Consider the following 18,065-nt stretch of genomic DNA (forward strand, 5'->3'; position numbering starts at 1 on the left):
CCGTCACCGGGCGCACCCTCAACGGATCCCCCGTGTCCGCGGTCTCCTCCACCACGACGGGCTGCACCATCAGCGGGTCGGGTGTGTCGTCCCACGCGGGGAGGTTTGGCTCGGCGGGAGGCGGGGGCGCCTGTGTCATGGGCGCCGCCGGTGCCGGTTCGGCTGTCTTGGCTGAGACGGAGCGCGATGTCTTTGTTTCACTCAGGGCCCGGGCTGGGGCGGCGCGCTTCTTTTTCGTGATGCGGCGTTTGGTGAGGCTGGATGCGCTCGGCTTCTGTGTGCGCCGGACCTTGGCGGGAGGCTCCACGGCGGTGTCCGTGGCTCCTGGCGGCGCCGCCGTGGCGAGTGCTGCCCCGAGGAGAAACAGTGCAGCGGACGGAATGGTGAAGGGCATCGTGAAGCCACGAGGGGGAGGCGGGGGCCTGCCAGGGGAGACCGCGCGACGGACAGTGCGGTGTGTTGCACAGTCGTGTCGCCCGGAGCCTAGCGCACCGTTTGGCCTGACGCACTCATGGGGCTGCCCGCGTTGACATCACATGAGTCATCACGGCAGCATTGCACCCCCCTCACCCCCTGGAGTCCACTTCGATGGCGTCGGAAGACACGTTCCAGCAGGTGCATCACCCCGTGGATGCTTCCTCCGTGAGTGCCGAGCCGTCGGCGCCCTCCGCGGAGCTCGCCGCTCCCGAGAAGCTCGACGAGATTGAGGAGATCGACTTCCTCCTCGAAGAAATCGAAAGCAAGATCGCCCCGCTCGCCCTCGCGTGAGCCGGACCGACGTCCTCGTGCGTCATTACAACGAAGCGTTCTCCGCGTACTGGCACCCGGTCGCGTTCTCGCAGGAGCTGGGCGAGCGCCCACTCGCCGCGCGTCTGCTCGAAACAGACCTGGTGGTGTGGCGCACGGACCAGGGCGTCGCGGCGTCACAGCGTTATTGTGCGCACCGCGGCGCGGACCTCCGGGACGGCCAGCCCACGGCGGACGGCATTCGTTGTGCCTTTCACGGCTGGACCTACGGCGCGGACGGACGTTGTGTGCGAGTTCCGTCGCAACCTGACGTGGCGGTCCCGCCCCGCGCGGCGCTTGCGTCATTTCGTGCCACGGAGCGTTACGGTCTGGTGTGGGTATGTCTGGCCTCAGCGCCGGCCGCGCCGCTGCCCGAGTGGCCGGAGCTGGAGGACGGCAGCGCGGCCACGGTCGCGTTGCCCCTGCTCGACTGGGAGGTGTCCGCCGGGCGCATGGTGGAGGTCATCCTGGACGTGGCCCACTTGTCGTGGGTGCACGAGGGCACCTTCGGCAATCCGGCCCAGGAGGAGGTTCCTCCCTATGACGTGGAGGCGCGTCCCGGAGGCGTGCGCGCGCAGATAGTCTATCCCGCGCTGTCGCCGTCCATCGGAGGGGCGCCGCCCCGGGTGGACCGCACCACGCTCACGTATGAGGTGACGTGGCCCTTCGCCGTGAAGCTGGTCTTCAAGCCCACGCTCTTCTACGTCCACACCGTCTACGCCGTCGCCTCGCCCGTGTCGGAAGAGAAGATGCGGTGCTTCTACTTCTGCTCGTACCATCCTCGGCTGCGCGCTCACTTTCCGGACATGTTCCTGAAGAGCGAGCTGGCCATCCTCGAACAGGACCGGCGAGTCCTCGAGGGCGTGCGGCCCCGGGCCCACCCCACGAGCTTCGCGGGTGAAGTCTTCACCAGGGCGGACCGGCTCCCCGCCGAGTACCGCCGGGGCGTGATTGCCATCCGCCAGGGCCGCGCGCCCGCGGATGGCGGCCCTCTTCCGGAATGAACGTGCCGGGCTCCGTGCCCGGGGAGGCAAGACACCGTGAGACTCCTCGTCCTGGCCCTGGCGCTGGGGTTGTGTGCCTGCAAGCCGCGCGCGGAAGCCCCCCAGGAGGCCCAACCTCCCGCCGCGCCGCGGCAAGACGCCGTGCGCACGCAGGGCGCGGCGCCCAGGAGCCCGGAGGCCCAGCGGCTGGAGCGAGGCCGCTACCTGGTGGAGAACGTGCTGGCGTGTGGCGCGTGTCATACTGAGCGGGACTGGACGCGCTACGGGGGGCCCGTCAAGGGCGCCCCGCTGTCGGGCGCGTGCCAGGACGAGCAGTGGGGGCTGCCGGGGCGCGTCTGCTCGCCCAACATCACCTCCGACCCCGAGCACGGCGTTGGCAAGTGGACGGACGCGGAGCTGCTGCGGGCCCTGCGCGAAGGCTTTGGCCGTGACGGCCGCGTGCTGGTACCGATGATGCCGTACCTCTTCTACCGCGAGCTGTCGGACGAGGACGCGAAGGCGGTCGTCGCGTGGCTCCGTCAGGTGCCCCCGTCGTCGAAGGTCGTGGCGCGCTCGAGCCTGCCCGAGGAGATGATGAGCTCGCTGGATGGGCTCGCCTCGGCCCTGCCGGGGCCCGTGCCGCCTCCCGCGGAGGACCCTGTCTCCCGGGGCCGCTATCTCACGCAGGTGGCGCAGTGCGCCGCCTGTCACGCGGGCATGGATGAGGCGGGCACGCCCTTCGCCGGAGGGCGTCCCATGCCCACGCCCTACGCGCCGGAAGTGGCGTCGAACCTCACACCCCACGCGCAGGGGCTGCACACCCTGAGCGAAGAGGCGTTCATCGCCCGCTTCACGGCCTTCCGCGACATGGCCCCGACGCCCAGCGCCAAAGGGCAGGTCAACAAGCTCGTCATGCCCTGGGGTTTCTTCTCCGGGCTGTCCCAGGAGGACCTGCGGGCCATGTACCGCTACCTTCGGACGGTGCCGGCCGCGGCGCCTGCCCGTGCCGCCGAATCACCCTGACGCTTTTTGGTTCCAGCTCGGGATGCCCGCTAGACTGCAAGCCCCTGTTCCCCCGTGTCGTCGCTCCGGCCGCTCATGAAAAAGCCTCTCGCACTTCTCTTATGCCTGTCGTCCTGGGCGCTCGGTTCGGGCTGCAACCTGCTCGACATCTCTGACGCGGAGGGAACCCGTGGCCGTGGCGCGAGGGCCTTCGACCCGTACTCGAGCTCGGCCTCCGGTGCCATCTCCCTCAGCCTCCTGGCCTTCAATGGCTGCGCCATCCTCCCCAATGGCGAGCCGGTGGCGCGCGGAGACGTGAGCCTGCCGGAAGGCGCGTATCCGGACGTCTGCACGCGGCTGAATGACGGCGCCCCGCTGGGGCCGCCCATGCCGCCCTTCGCGCGCTTCAACGTCACGCCGGGCACCATCTACTTCCTGCGTGAAATCACGCTGGTGGACACCGTCTTCGGCCAGCACACCGAGTTCAACAACCGGCAGGCTCCCGCGACCTGGGCCCGCCGGCAGTCGCGGTTCAAGTCGCTCGACTGGAGCGGGCTGACCATTGGCCAGGAGACCTGGCGAGACCGGGGCAGCGGCAGCTTCCAGCGCGAGACGTACTTCGAGAACGCCGCGTGGATGATCTCCAACGACGACACCTTCCTGGTGGAGGTGCTGGACTCGGACGGCAACGCGCGCGCGTCGCAGACCTACCTGCGCCGGGACTTCCTCGCGGAGAACGCCACCACCGGCCGCACGCGCGTGAGCTGGACCGTGGATGGGCTGGCGCGGCCCCGCTTCCCGGATGATCCGGAGCCGCAGCCTCCCGGCGCCGACCCCATCTACCAGACGGTGGTGAAGGTCTCGGTGGCCAACGCCACCAACCCGTTCAAGTCCATCACCATGCCCGACCTCTCCGGGGACGGCGCCATTCGCGTCACCTGGAGCCTGATGCCCGAAGCGCCCTTCTACTTCCCGGTGACCTTCGTCCCGGAGCAGGAGCGGCCAGCCTCCTGCTTCCGGATGGGGCCGGACGGGCTCGCGACGGACGAGCAGGTGCCCTGCGGCTTCGGTCTGGAGCAGGCCGTGCGCATCCGCACGCCGCAGAACGGCCGCTACTACATGCCGGGTGAGACGGTGGACTTCATGGTGTCGCTGCGTGACGGCGACGGCAACGGCCTGCACTCGCGGGACCTGCTGCCCACCTACAACGAGTACGTGAATGGCGACTCCAACGGGCTCGCCTACTTCAACGACTTCATGATCTTCACCTACCGGGACACGAGCAGTTCGGAGTCCGGCTTCAAAGTGGTGGGGCCGCTGCAGGACCTCCGCGTGGCCAACGGCACCTACCAACTGCCGTACTTCTCCTATCCCGGCACGAGCGAGCCGCGCTTCTTCGTGGAGCCCGGCCTGCCGTCCATCCTCCCCGGCTACGCGGACTCGCAGCCGCCCGCTCGCTACGCCGTCACCTTGCCGCAGGACGCGAAGCCCGGCACCTATGCCATCGTCCTCAAGGGCCACCGCAGCTACATGGGCGAGCGGCTCAACCGGCTGGACCCGTTCTTCTTCCAGGTGGGTCAGGAGCAGAAGACGACCTACCCGGAGCGCATCGGCAACTGCCAGGTGTGCCACAACGGGACGAACTCCCTGTCCAACGTCCACCACGGCATGGCCGTGGACCACGTGGAGCTCTGCAAGACGTGCCACTTCGAGCAGGCCGTGGGGCAGGTGTCGGACATCGTCCACCGCATCCATGCCTCCTCCCGCAAGTACTCGCAGAACCGCGCGGACTGCACCCTGTGCCACCTGACGCGTGAGAGCACGCTGCGGCCCAGCCTCATGTCCTGCAACGGCTGCCACGTGCAGTCGCACGGCACGGAGTACTACGACCTGTACTTCGCGGAGATGCACCAGACGCCGAATGCGTATGGCAACTGCGCCAACGCCTGCCACGCAGAGACGCCTCCCATGCAGCACATCCTTCCGCCTCAGTGAGAACGACCGCCATGAAGACCTCCCTGAGGGCTTTCGCAGTCACCTCCAGCCTTGCCTTGGCGTTCTCCGGTGGATGTTCGGGCAGCGACGGTCCGCCCCCGTCCACCACCGACGACGCCTACACGGACCTGCCGGAGGCGAAGACCACCGTGTCGGGCATCGCCTTTGACCCGGAGGCGTTCTTCTTCTCGTTGGCGACGTTCCCGGTGATGGACCCGGAGATGCCGCCTCCGCCGCCCTTCCTGTTCGAGAACATCCCCTACGTGTTCCGCTCCGCGCCGGTGGGCGCGCGGGTGAGTGTGGTGCGGAACGGGGAGTCGCTGGACTCCAGCGGACCGGTGGCGCCCAACGGCCTCTGGCAGGTGCGCGGCGTGCCGTCGGGCAACGAGACGGCGTACAAGCTGCGGGTGGAGCCGCCGCTGGAGGGGCTGGTGATGGGCGCCCCGGAGATGTTCCCCGCGCCCCCCTTCGAGCCCATCCCCGAGGCGACCTACTTTCCCACGTCGACGCTGCGCCCCTTCACGGCGGGACCTTCGTCCTGCCTCGTGCAGGTGGCTGGCGTGGTGGGTGACGCGGGCGCGCTGGCCGCGGTGGCGACGCTGCGCACGGACATGGGCATCCCCACCACGCCCGCGGACCTCGTGGACCCCACGCGGACGGGCGGTGTGGCGCTCATCTGGGTGTACGCGCCGAGCGAGGCGTTCGACCTGTTCAACATCCCCGCGGACAGCATCGCGGCGGAGACGTCGGCGGGCTCGCTCTACGCCATCGAGTGGGCGCCGCCGGGCTTCTTCCCGGGGCAGTCCCCCATGGGCTACTTCGCCACGCCCGCGCCCACGAGCTCGCTGGGCTACTTCGCCGTCGTCCTTCCGCCAGGCACCACCGAGCCGGTGACGGTGAGCTTCGTGGACGAAGGCACCAGCCCCCCGGAGGAGCAGAACCCCTTTCTCATCCGGCCCTGGAACATCTCGCCGCTCACGCTGACGCCCGAAGCCGGCGTGGGCTTCGCCCGGGTGCTCTCTGTTCCGTCCGTGACGCCGCCGTTCGACCCGGACGCGGAGCCGGTGCCCGAGCCGGACCTCGGCTGGATGTGCCGGTGATGGCCTAGCGCCAGGGCTCCACGGAGAGCTGCCGGAAGCGAATGGTGGGCTGCCCGAAGGACACGGGCAGCGGACCATGGTCCAGCTTCCGGCAGCCGCGCGTGGCGAAGAGGTTCTTCGTATCCGCGCCCACCGCGTCGATGGCCGCCAGGGCCGTAAGCCCGTTGCCCCGGAGGATGCCGGGGCCCACGCGGCGCCCGGGCCGTCCGTCCCGAATCTCCCGCGCCTCCACGATGTAGAAGCTGAAGTCGCCCGACAGCAGGTCCATCTGCCGCGGCGTGAGGTGCTGCACCAGCAGCCCGTGCGGGACGTCCGCCATCAGCGCTTCCAGGTGGCCCTGGTGCGCGTCCACGCGCGTGTGGGCCATGCGCGGCAGGGGCGGGTGCCGGTAGCTGACGCGCCGCCCGTGTCCGTTGGGCGCGCGGCCCAGCGCGGTGGCGCTGCGAGCGTCCAACAGGGGCGAGTCCACCCGGCCCTCGCGGAGGAGCGTCACCGGGAGCGCGGCGTGGCCTTCATCGTCCCAGGCGAAGCCGAGCGCGCCGTGGCCGTCCGTCGGGTCGTCCGAGACGCTGAGGTGCGCGCCGGCCACCTGCTGCCCCAGCCGCCGCGCCAGGTAGGAGCCGCCGCGCGCGACGACGTCTCCCTCCAGGGGATGTCCGCACACCTCGTGGAAGAAGCAGCCGGAGGCGGCGCCCGGTGGAAAGACGATGGGCAGCACGTCGCGGGGGCAGGGCACCATGGGCGTCGTGTCCCGCAGCTCCCGCGCCATGCCCTCCACGAGCGCCTCCAGCGAGGGCAGGGCGGCACGCGCTCCGGTGACCTCCGGCCAGGCGGCGCAGCGCCACAGCTCGGCCAGGCCCGCGCCGGTGTCGTGGAAGGCCTTCACTTCGAGCAGGGCATGGCGCTGGCGGTCTTCTGTCAGGTGGGCGTCGCTGGCGGACAGCGTGCGCCGCTCCACTTCGCGCAGCAGCACGTCCAGGTGCTGGGCGCCCGCGGCCCGCGCGGTCGCCTCCAGTTGGCGGACGAGCGACGACATGGCCTCCGTGTCGCTCGCGAGCCGGGGCTCGGCGTCCAGCATGTCGCGGGCCTGTCGCTCCAGCGCCTCCGGCATGAGGCCGCGCTTCCATCCGCCTTCGGCCACCTGGGCCCATCGCCAAATCACGCTGTCCGCGGTGGCCTGTCCCATGGACCAGCCCCGGTCGAGCGCGGGGGGGACGACGCGGAGCCCGGAGCGCTGGTGGAGGACCTCGGTGACTTCGCGCCGCTCCACGAACCAATCCAAGCGTGTGTCCTCCGGCCGGGCACCACGCGGGCTGGGCGTGGCTTGGGTGACGCCCGCCGTGAGGCGGCGGGCACAGGTCCTGGAGCATACGCCAGACGATGAGGCGGACCCATGCATGCGCCTGGATGGCGCGTTGAGACTCGCGGTGTCGCCGTACCCGCACGGACCGGCGGTTGAGCCACCGGCGCGGACTCCGCGCGACAACGCGGAGCGCCCCCACAGGAGGACGCAGACCGGTATCCTCGCCAACAGTCCCAGCGTGTGTCGGCGGAGGCAGTGGATGCGGGGCGGTTCCGGTTCCGAGGAGGACAGCGGGGTGGCGGCATGCGCGGGCCTTCAGCCTCGCGACTTGCTGACGTCCGCCAGCGAAGCGCTGGCGGCCTTCAAGCGGCACCATGCCCCCGCGCAGGCCGAGCTGTTCCTCGCCGCGGAGCGCAGGCTGTCGCTGGAAGACGGCGCGGGGACGGGGCGCTCCATCGTCAACCAGGGGGAGACCCTGGAGGCCATGGCGCGCGTGAGCTGGGACGCGCGACAGGGCCTGCTGACCGCGCCGGTGGGGGATGCGGGCGCGCTGTCGCTGCTCCTGGAGCGCGCCGCACGGCAAGCCACTCCAGGACGCGCGAGTCCTCTGCCGGCGCTGCCAGTCCAGTCCGAACCTCAGCGCGCCTCGGGCCCGCCCCTGCTCCAGCCGGAGCGCGCCGCGCGCCGGATGAAGCACTTCATCGACGCCGCCGTGCCCCAGGGCGGCGTGGTGCAGGCCGCGCTGCTCACCCAGGTTTCCACGTGGCGCGCCCTGGTGCGCGCAAGCGGCGAGCGGCGTGCTCGCACGGAGTGGCGCGAGGAGCTGTTCGTGCGGTGTGAGACGCCGCGAGGCGCCGTGGTGGACGCGGTGGCGTTCCCCGAAACCGCGGAGGACGACGCCGTCATCACGCCACTGCGCCGCCGACTCGCGGAGGCTGTTGAAGCCCTCACGGGCCCCGCGCAACCGCTGGATTGCGAGCTCCCCCTGGTGCTGCGGCCGGCGGTGGCCGCGCCGCTCGCGGCGGGGCTCATCTGGTTGCTACGGGGAGACGTGGCCGCCGCCACGCCCGCGCTGGCCCGGGCCGTGGGGCGCAAGTTGTTCCCCTCGGTCCTGAGCGTGGTGGATGACTCGAACCACCCCACCGCCACGCGGCGCGTCTCCATGGATGACGAAGGCCTCTCCACGGACGCGCTCCGCCTGGTCGAAGCGGGGGTGCTGCGGGGATTCCTTCACGCCTCGGACACCGCATCGCGGCTCGGCGCGCCGCCCAATGGGCGCGGCTTCCGCATCGCGCTGTCGCCTCCCTCGCCCGAGGCCGTGAATCCCTTCCTCGTGCCCGGTGCGTCCGCCGTGCTCCCCGCGCACTACACGGAGCTCGTCGCACGCGTGGAGACCTTCACCACCATGCCGCGCCCCGGCACCGTCACGCTGGTGGCGGGCGGCTGGGAGGTACGCGACGGCCGTCGTGTGCGCCGCGTTGCTCCGGTAGAGCTGGAGCTGCCCGTGCTGGAGACGTTCCGCGCGCTGCGCGGCGTGGGGACGGACCTGACCTTCTTCCCCACCGCCGAGGGCTGTGGCACGCCGACGCTCGTCTTCCCGCCCCTGCTGTCGGGTGCCCGGGGAGGGCAGGCGGCCAGGTGAGGTCCACGGCCCTGGGGGCGGCGTGGGGCCCGTCAGGAGACGCCAGGCCGCCTGCCCTGCGAGCAGGACGCGCGCTGGCCCCGAATCCAGTGCATGCTGCGCGCACGACGCTGGGCCGCCGGTACGAGGCCCCGGGGCCCAGGGAGGCGGCGTCACGGGAGGACGCGGATGTCGGGTCAGTCGCTGGCGGCGAAGATGCTGGAAGGGGCGCGGGAGTGGGCGAAGCGACTGCCGAACGCGCTCTCCAACGACATGGCGGTGGACGTGAGCCGCAGGCGGGTGCGCCTGTCGCATGCGCGCGTGGAGACCGTGGTGCGCCAGCTGCTGGCCCGGCTGAAGAACTTCGAGCTGCGGGAGTGGTCCGCGCGGGAGGACGTCTATGACGTCCGCTTCTCCGTGCACGGCTGGAAGCTGCGCGTGGAGACGGCGCTGGAGCGCGTGGAGCTGGCCTCCGGGCGCTACCGGCTGTGGTTGAAGACGCCGGGCGTGGTGGAGCTGGAGGAGTCCCGCACGGCTTCGTCGCTGATGATGGGCGTGCTTCGCGCGGGAGCGGGCCGGGCCGCGATGCGGGTGTTGGCGGAGCGGCTGCTGCCGCCCGGCATTCGCTGGGACGGCCAGGTGCTACAGGTGGAAGGGCCGTTGCCCGAAGAGGGCGTGCTGCCCGCCCGGCTGTTCGACGCCGCCTCCCTGGCCATGACCGCCGAGCATCAGTCCGAGGGCCTGTGGCTGGCCGCCGAGGCCTGGCCCGGGCTCATGGACCTGCTCCAGGTCGTGTTTGGCACGGAACTTCCGCGCGTCCCCCCTGGCGCCTAGCGGGCCAGGCTTGGAAGGCAGCCCCCGGTTGCTCCTCGTTCCGGGAGGGTGGGGGGCCAGTGGCGTCCAGGAATGTGCCCTCCAGGGCGCTCCCCAGGGGACGCGAGCGCCCCCACATTGAAGGGACGTCCGGCGGTGAAGGGGCGCCAGACGATTTTCGGGGCGTGGTACCACGAGTCAAGGGGCTGGAATTCTTCGGTTCTACGCCACGTTTCCTTCACGCGGCGAACAGCCGGTGGAGATTCGGGGCCTTCCACATTCGACATTGGCCCCTCGACAGGCTAGAGGCTGCCTGTCTCGCTCTAAGGGACTGGCTGCGGTCTCGCGCCGCACGCAGAAAGAAGAAGAAACATGGCAACTGGCACCGTGAAATGGTTCAACGACGCGAAGGGCTTTGGCTTTATCGCCCAGGACGACGGTGGGGCCGACGTGTTCTGCCACCACACCGCCATCCAGACGGATGGCTTCCGTACCCTGGCCGAAGGCCAGAAGGTGGAGTTCGAGACCCGGAAGGGCCCCAAGGGCCTCCAGGCCGAGAACGTCCGCGTAGTTGGCTGAGAGCTCAGGCTCAGCACCATCAGCCCGGTCTCCTCACTGCGAGGCCGGGCTTTTGTTTTCAGCGAGGGAGGCTCAATGCAAGGAAGATCCACGAAGCGCCAGAAAGAGCAGGCGCGCAAGCAGCACCAGCAGGAGAAGAACGCGAAGCGCGAGGAGCGCAAGAAGGAGAAGTCCGAGCGCGGGCCGCGCCAGCCGGGTGAGGTCGACCCCGATATCGCGGACATCATCCCCGGTCCCCAGCCGCCGCTGGAGATTTGAGCCAAGTGTCGTGCCGCCTGGGCTTGCCACGTGGTCGGTGGTGCCCAGGCCAACCTTCCGGGACGGCGCCCAGCCCCCGGGAGGACGCAGTATCCACCTCCCCCGCGTCAACGCAGCCAGCGCCCCTGAGCGGCCTTCACGGCCCGGCGGCGCGCAGCACCTCGGCGCGGGTGATGTGGTCCAGTCGGAAGTGTCGGCGCTCCTTCGTGGTGAGGTCCTCCCCGTCGATGCGCGTCTCGTGCCGGTTCATGATGACGGACATCACACGCACGTCGCGGACCGTCTCCAGGAAGTTGCTGTCGACATAGGTGATGCGCAACGGCTGCTGCTCGAACCACGCTCGCTCCAGTGCTTCGCGGACAGGCTTCTTGCTCGGCAGTGACGGCACGCCGATGAACGCCAGCTCCCTCAGCCGGGTGAGCAGCTCGCGCTGCGCGGAGGTGGAGAGCGCCGCGCGCACCTTGTCCAGCGCCGACTCCAACGTGCCCGCGAAGGGCATCAGCCGCATGTCGATGGCGAAGCGCCCCAGCGCGACGATGAGCGCCGCCTCACGCGCGGTGAAGTTCACCGGCGGCAGGCTGTAGCTGCGATCCAACGCGTAGCCACCGCCACGGCCGCGCTCGGCGGACACCGGCATCGACGAGGCGCGCAGCGAGTCCAGGTCCCGGTAGATGGTTCGCACCGTGACGCCGAACCGCTCGGCGAGGACCTCCGCGGTGACACCGGTACGGCGGCCCCGGAGGTATTCGGCGAGGGCGAAGAGACGCTCGGTGCGCTGCATGGGGAGGAAACCTGACATACCACTGTCACCCCCCTCCCTCAAGATGAGGGGATGTCCCTGGAGCAACGTGCCTTGCATCCCACGCCGCCAGCGGCTTGCATCGCGCGCGTTCGCGGCACATCCGCACGGAGGGACTCCATGGAGGACGAGTGGCTCTGGGGGTGGGACGCCACGCCGGGCATTGTCTCCGTGTGGGCGGAGCCCGACGGCCGCGCCTTCGTCTGGCGCCGCATCCCGAAGACGGGGGCGCTCCTTCGCGAGGACGTGCGCTTCCGCCCGTGGCTGCTGCTCGCGTCCCTGGAGGACCTGGCGCACCTGGGGCCTCGGCTGCGCCCGGAGTCGGACGGCCCCGCGCGCTACCGGGTGACGTGGCAGGAGCTCGAAGGGCCCGGGGCGCTGCGCTACCTGGTCCGGGGCGATGACAGCCGCGCGCTCACCAGCGCGGTGCTGGAAGGCGCGTCACGCCGGCTGGGCAAGCCGGTGAGTCACCTGAAGGAGCTGGGCGCGAACGCGGTGCTCGCGCTGCCGCCGGAGGAGCAGTACCTCACGATGTCGGGCCGCACGTACTTCCGCGACCTCGCCTTCGATGAGCTGCGCCGCATGCAGTTCGACCTGGAGACCACCGGGTTGGACCCGGCGCACCACCGCGTCTTCCTGGTGGCGCTGCGGGGCCCGGACGGGGCGACACAGACGCTCGAGGCCCAGGGGGATGACGACTCGGCGGAGGCGGACCTGCTCTACCACCTGGCGGAGCGCGTGCGCGCCTGGGACCCCGACGTCATCGAAAACCACAACCTGCACGGCTTCGACCTGCCGTTCCTCGCGCGGCGCGCCAGGCACCTGGGGGTGTCCCTGGCGCTGGGCCGCGCGGGGACACCGGGCCTGCGGCACCGCCCGTCCGCCAGGGGCGCCGCGCTGGGACGGCCCGTGCCCGGCGCGCCTCCGGATGCGATGCGCCGCGCGCGCTACACCGTGCCCGGCCGTGAGCTCATCGACACGCTGGACGCGGTGCTGCGGCATGACTTCTCCACGAGGGACTTGCCGGGCCATGGCCTCAAGGCCGTCGCGAAGCACCTGGGCCTGGCGGGGCCCGAGCGCGAGCACATCCCCGGCGCCCGCATATATGACGTCTTCCGCACGGACCCGGCGCGCGTGCGGCGCTATGCGCGTGATGACGTGACGGAGGCGGGCGGCCTCGCGAGGCTGCTCGGGGGCGCGGCCTTCGCGCTCGCGCGCATGGCGCCCCGTCGCTACGAGCGGCTGGCGGACGCGGGGCCTGCCACCGGCGTGTTGGATCCGCTGCTCGTCCGGGCCTACCTCCGGGAGGGCGCGGCGCTGCCCGCGCACGAAGAAGGGGATGGCACGTCGCACAGCGGCGCGGCGCTCCACCTGTTCGCCTCGGGCGTGGCCCGGCGCATCGTGAAGGCGGACGTCGCCAGCCTGTACCCCTCCCTGATGCGCCAGTACCGGATTGGCCCCAGGCGGGACAGGCTGGGCGTGCTGCTGGCGCTGGTGGACCGGCTGGTGGACCAGCGGCTGGGCGCGAAGGGCAGGGCGCGCGCGGCGCCGCCCGGCTCGCAGGAGCGCTTCACGAACGAGGCGCTGTCGGCGGCGATGAAAATCGTCGTCAACTCCGCCTACGGCTACCTGGGCGCGGTGGGACTCACGCGCTTCTCGGACGTGCACGCGGCGAACGAGGTGACGCGCCAGGGCCGCGAGGTGCTGGGGCTCCTCTGCCGGGAGCTGGCGCGCCGGGGCGTCACGCTGCTGGAGGCGGACACGGACGGCGTGTACTTCGCCGTCCCGGAGGACTGGCGGGAGGCCGACGAGCGCCGCGTCGTCTCGGAGGTCGCCGCGCTGCTGCCGCCCCGCGTGCAGTTGGAGTTCGACGGGCGCTATGCCGCCATGCTGTCGCACGAACCGAAGAACTACGCGCTCCAGCCGTATGACGGCCCGCTGGTGCTCCGCGGCGTGGCCTTCCGCTCCAGCCGCGCGGAGCCCTTCGGAGAGGCCTTCCTTCGCCGCGCCCTGCGCTGCCTCCTGGCGCAAGACATCCCGGGCGTCCGTGAGGTGTACGTCGCGACGGTGATGGCCCTGCGCCGCCGGGAGCTGCCCACGCCGGAGGTCTGCGCGCACGTCCGCCTGACGAAGTCGGGCGCCCAGTACCTCGCCATCCGGGCCCGCCGGCGCGAGCTCCCCTACGAGGCCATGCTGGCCAGCGGCCGGAAGGAATGGCCCCTGGGTGAGCAGGTCCGCGTCTACCGCGCCGTGGGAGGCCGGGCGGGCCTGCTCCCCATTCCAGAGGCGGAGGACCCCGGCACGCGGCCCCTGTCGCGCGAGGAGGACCCGCGCGACTATGACGTGGAGTACTACGTGCGCCTGCTGCGGGAGACGTTCGCCGCGCGGCTGGTGCGCGCGCTGACGCCGGAGGACTTCCGGACGGTGTTCGACGACCCCGGCCAGCCCTCGCTCTTCGCGCCCTCGCTCGAGGACGCGAAGCCCATCCTCACGGTGCTGAAGGCGCCGGCGGACGCGCTGGAGGAGGGTTAGCCGCGCGCGGGACGGCGCTCAGGACATGCCGGCGTGCGACTGCGCGGAGGGCTCGGCCGCGGGGAGCTGCTGCGGCGCCAGGGCGGTGCGCTGCAGCCAGCCCGCGAGCCCCAGGAGCACCAGGCCCGATGTGCGCAGCGTGCGGAGGAGCTCCGCGTTCTGCGCCGCGTCTCCGGGCAGTAGGGGCGCCAGCCACCCGCGGGCGTCGTAGAAGAGCCACATGGCGCCGGAGATGCCCATGGCCCACCACACCCAGGCCAGCCGCCCGCCGCGCAGCATGTACGCCACGCTCAGGATGGGGGCCACCAGCAGGATGGTCGTCATGTCGGCCAGCGTGGACGCCAGGCTGATGACGGCGGACATGGTGCTGATGGCGTCCGTGCCCAGGTGGCGGACCTCGGTGGCCAGCACGGGCACGCCCACGGCCAGCGCGGCCACGGCCGTCCCCACCCACAGCGCGTTGGAGCGGAGGCTGGGCGGCGGCTGGAGTCCGGACTGCCGGTACGTCATCGCCAGCAGGATGAGCGCGTACGTCGTGCTGACGTTCGCCAGCACGACGACGAGCATGCGCACGGGCAGCAGCGGTGACTGCGTGAAGGGCACGTCCGGCACCGCGTGGAGCCAGTAGCTGCGCAGCGCGGTGCTGACCAGCGACAGGAGGGCGCCCGCGGCCAGGCCGCCCCACACCTTGCGCAGGTAGTCGCCCTGGGCGAACGAGCGGGCCGCCGCCAGCGTCCCGAACACCGCCAGCACGCCGCTGCCCCAGCCGGCGACGTCATGCACCAGCGGGAGCGCGCGCGGCGCGTCCAGCGCGGAGGCCGCCGCGAAGGCGTGCGCCAACTGGAGCACGAGCACCGCGCCGAACCAGGGCACGATGCTCCCGGCCACGCGGCCCGTCGAATGAGCGCTCATCACAGCTTCTCCAAGGAGGCGGAAATCTCCGCCAGGATGACCTTCGCGTGCAGGGCGCCAATGAAGGTGTTCAGCATGGGCTTGAGGCCTTCGAGCAGCTGCGGAAGGTCTTCTCGCTTGAGCTGCTCGGGGGGCCGCTTGAGGGTCCGCAGGGCGGCGGTCTGGATGGCCATCTTCGCGGTGAACCCGCCGAGGAGCGGTTCCAGGTGTCGCACGAGCGTGTCGTGCCAGCCGGCGGGGGAGGTCTGGGAGGAAGAAGGAAGAATCGCGCCACCTCCTGGTGGAGACTTGAAGCGTAGGCAGATTCCAGCCCGCACACGAGGGGCACCCCCTGTCTGGCCATGTGGAATCCCTCTCGTTATGCGGGTTTTTCATTGAGAGCATGGAATTGAGCCAGGTGCGTCCGGGTTGCCGGGTCCCCGAATCTTTGGCAATCGGGGGACGCACAGCGCCGTAGGGGCTCCGTCATTCGACGAGATGCCAGGTCATTCAGGGGAGGTCCGATGAGGAAGGTATTCGGAGCGGTAGCACTGGCCGCGTTCACCGGCTGCGCGACCACGCAGGAAGCCCAGAAGCCGGAGGCACCGCCCGCCGTCGAAGCGGCGAAGACGCAAGCGCCCGCCGGGCCGCCGAAGCTCCAGGTCCCCGTGGACTACTACAAGCTGGACAACGGCTTGAAGGTGGTCCTCTCGCGCGACAGCTCGGCGCCCAAGGCCGTCGTCGCCGTCTATTACAACATCGGCTTCCGCATCGAGCCGAAGGACCGCACCGGGTTCGCGCACCTGTTCGAACACATGATGTTCCAGGGCTCGACGAACCTCGGGAAGATGGAGTTCATCCGCCTCATCCAGAAGAACGGCGGCGTGCTCAACGGCTCCACGCGCTTCGACTTCACCAACTACTTCGAGGTCATCCCCTCCAACACGCTGGAGCCCATCCTCTGGGCCGAGGCCGACCGCATGCGCGGGCTGGACGTGACGGAGGAGAACCTGAAGAACCAGCAGGGCGTGGTGATGAACGAGGTGAAGGTCAACGTCCTCAACCAGCCCTATGGCGGCTTCCCGTGGCTGGACATGCCGCAGGTGGCGAACAGCAACTGGTACAACGCCCACAACTTCTACGGCGACTTGAAGGACCTGGAGGCCGCCTCGCTGGAGGACGTGCGCGCCTTCTTCAAGACGTACTACGCCCCCAGCAACGCCGCGCTCGTCGTCGTCGGTGACTTCGAGCCGGAGCAGGTGAAGGGCTGGATTCAAAAGTACTTCGGGCCGCTTCCCACCGTGGCGCAGCCGTCCAAGCCGGACATCTCCGAGCCCCGCCAGACGAAGGAGAAGCGCCACGACAAGCAGGACAAGCTGGCCCAGCGCCCGGCGCTCGCGGTGGGCTATCACATGCCCGACGTGGGGACGCCCGAGTACTACGCCATGGCGCTGGTCGACGAGGTCCTCCTGCGCGGCAGCGACAGCGCGCTCTACCAGCAGCTCGTGCAGAAGAAGGGCCTGACGGGCGAGGTCTCCGGCGGGGTGAACCAGCTGGGCAACCACTGGAACTATAACGGCCCCATGCAGTGGACCGCGTACCTGTTCCATGACGCGGACACGACGACGGAGACCCTCCTCGCGGAGTTCGACGGCGTGGTGGCGCGGCTCCAGGAGCAGCCCATCGACGCGGCGACGCTGGAGCGGGCGCGGGTGAAGGCGCGCTCGCGGCTGTACGGCCAACTGGAGGGCTTCCTCGGCTTCGGCCGCGCGGACCTGCTGGCGTCCTTCGCGCTGTTTTTCGACGACCCGGTGCGCATCAACCAGCTGGAGTCGGAGCTGATGAAGGTGACGCCGGAGCTCATCCAGAAGACGGCGAAGGAGTATCTGCGCCGTGAGAACCGCACCGTGCTGACGGTGACGCCCGCCGCGGCGACCGCCACCCAGACGCAGGCCCCCTGAGGACACGCACCCATGACCACGCACTCAATTCGCACCCGCCTTGTCGCGCCCGCGCTGATGGTGCTCGGGATGCTGTCCGCGCCGGCCTTCGCGGCCGCTCCCGCTCCGGCTCCCACCAAGGAAGCGCCTCCCGCCGCCGCGCCGCCCAAGCCCTTCAAGGTCCCCGTCCGCACGGAGTTCAAGCTCGACAACGGGCTGGAAGTCTCCCTGCTGCCTTATGGCGACATGCCGAAGGTCGCCATCCAGCTGGTCATCGACACCGGCAACATCCATGAGAAGGCCACGGAGACGTGGCTGGCGGACCTGACCGGCAGGCTGCTGTCGGAGGGCACCACCACCCGCTCGGCGGAGCAGCTGGCCCAGTCGGCCGCGCAGTTGGGGGGGGAGCTCAACATCGGCACGACGCTGGACCAGACCTTGGTCGGCATGGAGGTCCTCTCCGAGTCGGCGCCAGACGCCGTGGCGCTCATCGCGGACGTCATCCAGAACCCGGCCTTCCCGCAGGCGGAGGTCGAGCGCGTCAAGGGCGACCTGGTGCGGGAGATGGCCATCTACAAGAGCCGGCCGGGCACGCTCGCCGACGAGCGGCTGCTCCAGTCGCTCTACGGTGACCACCCGTATGGCCGCTACTTCCCGCCGGAGGCGCAGCTCAAGGGCTACACGCCCCAGGCCGTCCGCGCGCACTACGACGCGAACATCGGCGCGGCCCGGGCGCGGCTCTACGTCGTCGGCCGGTTCGAGCCGGGTCCGGTGGAGAAGGCCATCCGGGCCGCGTTCACCGGCTGGAAGGCCGGCCCGGCGCGGCTCCAGAACCTGCCCAAGCAGCAGGTGGCGAAGGCGGTGCAGTTCATCGACCGCCCCGGCTCGGTGCAGTCCACGGTGCGCGTGGCGGTGAAGGCGCTGCCGCCCTCCAGCCCGGACTACGTCAAGCAGACGGTGCTGAACACGCTGCTCGGCGGCTACTTCAGCTCGCGCATCACCGCGAACATCCGCGAGGCGAAGGGCTACACGTATTCGCCCAACAGCGTTGTCTCCGCGCACCTGGAGGACGCCTACTGGGTGCAGAACGCGGACGTGACGACGGCCGTCACCGGCGAGTCGCTGAAGGAGATCCTCAAGGAGGTGGCCACCCTGCGCAAGACGCCGCCGCCCGTCGAGGAGCTGAGCGCCGTCCAGAGCTACCTGGCGGGCTCCTTCCTGCTCCAGAACTCGTCGCGCAGCGGCATCATCAGCCAGCTCCGCTTCGTGGACCTGCACGGCCTGCCGGACACGTACCTGCAGAACTACGTGCAGTCGGTGATGGCCGTCACGCCGGAGCAGGTGCAGCAACTGGCCGCGAAGATGCTCAAGCGTGAGGCGATGACCTTCATCGTCGTGGGCGACCAGAAGGTGGTGGCGCCGCAGCTGAAGGTCGTGTCCCCCGCGCTGAAGTGAGTCACCGG

16 protein-coding genes are annotated in these 18,065 nt (G+C 70.6%); 12 read left to right on the plus strand and 4 right to left on the minus strand.

Annotated features, from left to right (window positions below; genetic code table 11):
* Window positions 1–588: 588 nt before the first annotated feature.
* The 5 genes from HV824_RS01855 to HV824_RS01875 all read left to right on the plus strand — a co-directional run bounded on the left by HV824_RS01855 (window position 589) and on the right by HV824_RS01875 (window position 5,866).
* Window positions 589–768 (plus strand): Xan family putative trans-acting RiPP leader peptide, encoded by a 180-nt coding sequence (locus HV824_RS01855; protein ID WP_176416258.1) that lies wholly within the window; start codon window positions 589–591, stop codon window positions 766–768.
* Entirely contained in the window at window positions 765–1,790 is a 1,026-nt protein-coding gene (locus HV824_RS38110; RefSeq protein WP_368670856.1) for a Rieske 2Fe-2S domain-containing protein, read from the plus strand. The genes HV824_RS01855 and HV824_RS38110 overlap by 4 nt, the downstream gene beginning before the upstream one ends.
* Window positions 1,791–1,826: 36 nt before the next feature.
* Window positions 1,827–2,792 carry a cytochrome c gene (locus HV824_RS01865; RefSeq protein ID WP_176422528.1) on the plus strand — a complete coding sequence of 322 codons (966 nt, stop codon included), beginning with the start codon at window positions 1,827–1,829 and terminating at the stop codon, window positions 2,790–2,792.
* Window positions 2,793–2,867: 75 nt separating this feature from the next.
* Window positions 2,868–4,766, plus strand: coding sequence for a hypothetical protein (locus tag HV824_RS01870; protein WP_176416260.1), 1,899 nt, complete (start codon window positions 2,868–2,870; stop codon window positions 4,764–4,766).
* Window positions 4,767–4,777: 11 nt separating this feature from the next.
* Entirely contained in the window at window positions 4,778–5,866 is a 1,089-nt protein-coding gene (locus tag HV824_RS01875) for a hypothetical protein (RefSeq protein WP_176416261.1), read from the plus strand.
* Window positions 5,867–5,870: 4 nt separating this feature from the next.
* Here the strand turns inward: HV824_RS01875 and HV824_RS01880 are convergent, their stop codons facing one another.
* Complete coding sequence (locus tag HV824_RS01880; protein WP_176422529.1) at window positions 5,871–7,148, minus strand: TldD/PmbA family protein; 1,278 nt, start codon at window positions 7,146–7,148, stop codon at window positions 5,871–5,873.
* A gap of 316 nt (window positions 7,149–7,464) precedes the next feature.
* Here HV824_RS01880 and HV824_RS01885 point away from each other — a divergent pair, with 316 nt between their 5' ends.
* The 4 genes from HV824_RS01885 (at window position 7,465) to HV824_RS01900 (ending at window position 10,440) form a co-directional block, all read left to right on the plus strand.
* On the plus strand, window positions 7,465–8,811 hold the full coding sequence (locus HV824_RS01885; protein WP_368738006.1) for a metallopeptidase TldD-related protein: 1,347 nt from the start codon (window positions 7,465–7,467) through the stop codon (window positions 8,809–8,811).
* Between the two features lie 168 nt (window positions 8,812–8,979).
* Entirely contained in the window at window positions 8,980–9,624 is a 645-nt protein-coding gene (locus HV824_RS01890; protein WP_176416264.1) for a hypothetical protein, read from the plus strand.
* Between the two features lie 351 nt (window positions 9,625–9,975).
* Window positions 9,976–10,182, plus strand: a complete 207-nt coding sequence (locus HV824_RS01895) for a cold-shock protein (RefSeq protein WP_011551728.1) — start codon at window positions 9,976–9,978, stop codon at window positions 10,180–10,182.
* A gap of 75 nt (window positions 10,183–10,257) precedes the next feature.
* On the plus strand, window positions 10,258–10,440 hold the full coding sequence (locus HV824_RS01900; RefSeq protein WP_140788765.1) for a hypothetical protein: 183 nt from the start codon (window positions 10,258–10,260) through the stop codon (window positions 10,438–10,440).
* A gap of 136 nt (window positions 10,441–10,576) precedes the next feature.
* Here HV824_RS01900 and HV824_RS01905 read toward each other — a convergent pair whose 3' ends face one another.
* Window positions 10,577–11,221, minus strand: a complete 645-nt coding sequence (locus HV824_RS01905; RefSeq protein ID WP_176416265.1) for a YafY family protein — start codon at window positions 11,219–11,221, stop codon at window positions 10,577–10,579.
* Between the two features lie 138 nt (window positions 11,222–11,359).
* Here HV824_RS01905 and HV824_RS01910 point away from each other — a divergent pair, with 138 nt between their 5' ends.
* Complete coding sequence (locus HV824_RS01910; RefSeq protein WP_176422530.1) at window positions 11,360–13,771, plus strand: DNA polymerase domain-containing protein; 2,412 nt, start codon at window positions 11,360–11,362, stop codon at window positions 13,769–13,771.
* 18 nt (window positions 13,772–13,789) lie between these two features.
* Here HV824_RS01910 and HV824_RS01915 read toward each other — a convergent pair whose 3' ends face one another.
* Both HV824_RS01915 and HV824_RS01920 read right to left on the minus strand, forming a co-directional pair.
* Complete coding sequence (locus tag HV824_RS01915) at window positions 13,790–14,683, minus strand: hypothetical protein (RefSeq protein WP_176416267.1); 894 nt, start codon at window positions 14,681–14,683, stop codon at window positions 13,790–13,792.
* The gene (locus HV824_RS01920) at window positions 14,683–14,898 is read right to left on the minus strand and encodes a hypothetical protein (RefSeq protein ID WP_163783191.1); all 216 of its coding nucleotides are present in this window, start codon (window positions 14,896–14,898) and stop codon (window positions 14,683–14,685) included. Before HV824_RS01920 ends, HV824_RS01915 begins: the two co-directional genes overlap by 1 nt.
* Before the next feature lie 288 nt (window positions 14,899–15,186).
* Between HV824_RS01920 and HV824_RS01925 the strand changes: the two genes are divergently transcribed.
* Together HV824_RS01925 and HV824_RS01930 are read left to right on the plus strand one after the other, a co-directional pair.
* Window positions 15,187–16,623 (plus strand): pitrilysin family protein, encoded by a 1,437-nt coding sequence (locus HV824_RS01925; RefSeq protein ID WP_176416268.1) that lies wholly within the window; start codon window positions 15,187–15,189, stop codon window positions 16,621–16,623.
* Window positions 16,624–16,635: 12 nt separating this feature from the next.
* The gene (locus HV824_RS01930) at window positions 16,636–18,057 is read left to right on the plus strand and encodes a pitrilysin family protein (protein ID WP_176416269.1); all 1,422 of its coding nucleotides are present in this window, start codon (window positions 16,636–16,638) and stop codon (window positions 18,055–18,057) included.
* The last annotated feature ends 8 nt before the right edge of the window (window positions 18,058–18,065 follow it).

The organism is Myxococcus sp. AM009 (assembly GCF_013372605.1).
Classification (GTDB): Bacteria; Myxococcota; Myxococcia; order Myxococcales; family Myxococcaceae; genus Myxococcus; species Myxococcus vastator.

What these genes read in the sequence shown, in the direction of transcription:
- HV824_RS01855 (WP_176416258.1), top strand. Translation starts at nt 589, where the DNA reads ATGGCGTCGGAAGACACGTTCCAGCAGGTGCATCACCCCGTGGATGCT.
- HV824_RS01870 (WP_176416260.1), top strand. Translation starts at nt 2,868, where the DNA reads ATGAAAAAGCCTCTCGCACTTCTCTTATGCCTGTCGTCCTGGGCGCTC.
- HV824_RS01875 (WP_176416261.1), top strand. Translation starts at nt 4,778, where the DNA reads ATGAAGACCTCCCTGAGGGCTTTCGCAGTCACCTCCAGCCTTGCCTTG.
- HV824_RS01890 (WP_176416264.1), top strand. Translation starts at nt 8,980, where the DNA reads ATGTCGGGTCAGTCGCTGGCGGCGAAGATGCTGGAAGGGGCGCGGGAG.
- HV824_RS01895 (WP_011551728.1), top strand. Translation starts at nt 9,976, where the DNA reads ATGGCAACTGGCACCGTGAAATGGTTCAACGACGCGAAGGGCTTTGGC.
- HV824_RS01900 (WP_140788765.1), top strand. Translation starts at nt 10,258, where the DNA reads ATGCAAGGAAGATCCACGAAGCGCCAGAAAGAGCAGGCGCGCAAGCAG.
- HV824_RS01905 (WP_176416265.1), bottom strand. Translation starts at nt 11,221, where the DNA reads ATGCAGCGCACCGAGCGTCTCTTCGCCCTCGCCGAATACCTCCGGGGC.
- HV824_RS01910 (WP_176422530.1), top strand. Translation starts at nt 11,360, where the DNA reads ATGGAGGACGAGTGGCTCTGGGGGTGGGACGCCACGCCGGGCATTGTC.
- HV824_RS01915 (WP_176416267.1), bottom strand. Translation starts at nt 14,683, where the DNA reads ATGAGCGCTCATTCGACGGGCCGCGTGGCCGGGAGCATCGTGCCCTGG.
- HV824_RS01925 (WP_176416268.1), top strand. Translation starts at nt 15,187, where the DNA reads ATGAGGAAGGTATTCGGAGCGGTAGCACTGGCCGCGTTCACCGGCTGC.
- HV824_RS01930 (WP_176416269.1), top strand. Translation starts at nt 16,636, where the DNA reads ATGACCACGCACTCAATTCGCACCCGCCTTGTCGCGCCCGCGCTGATG.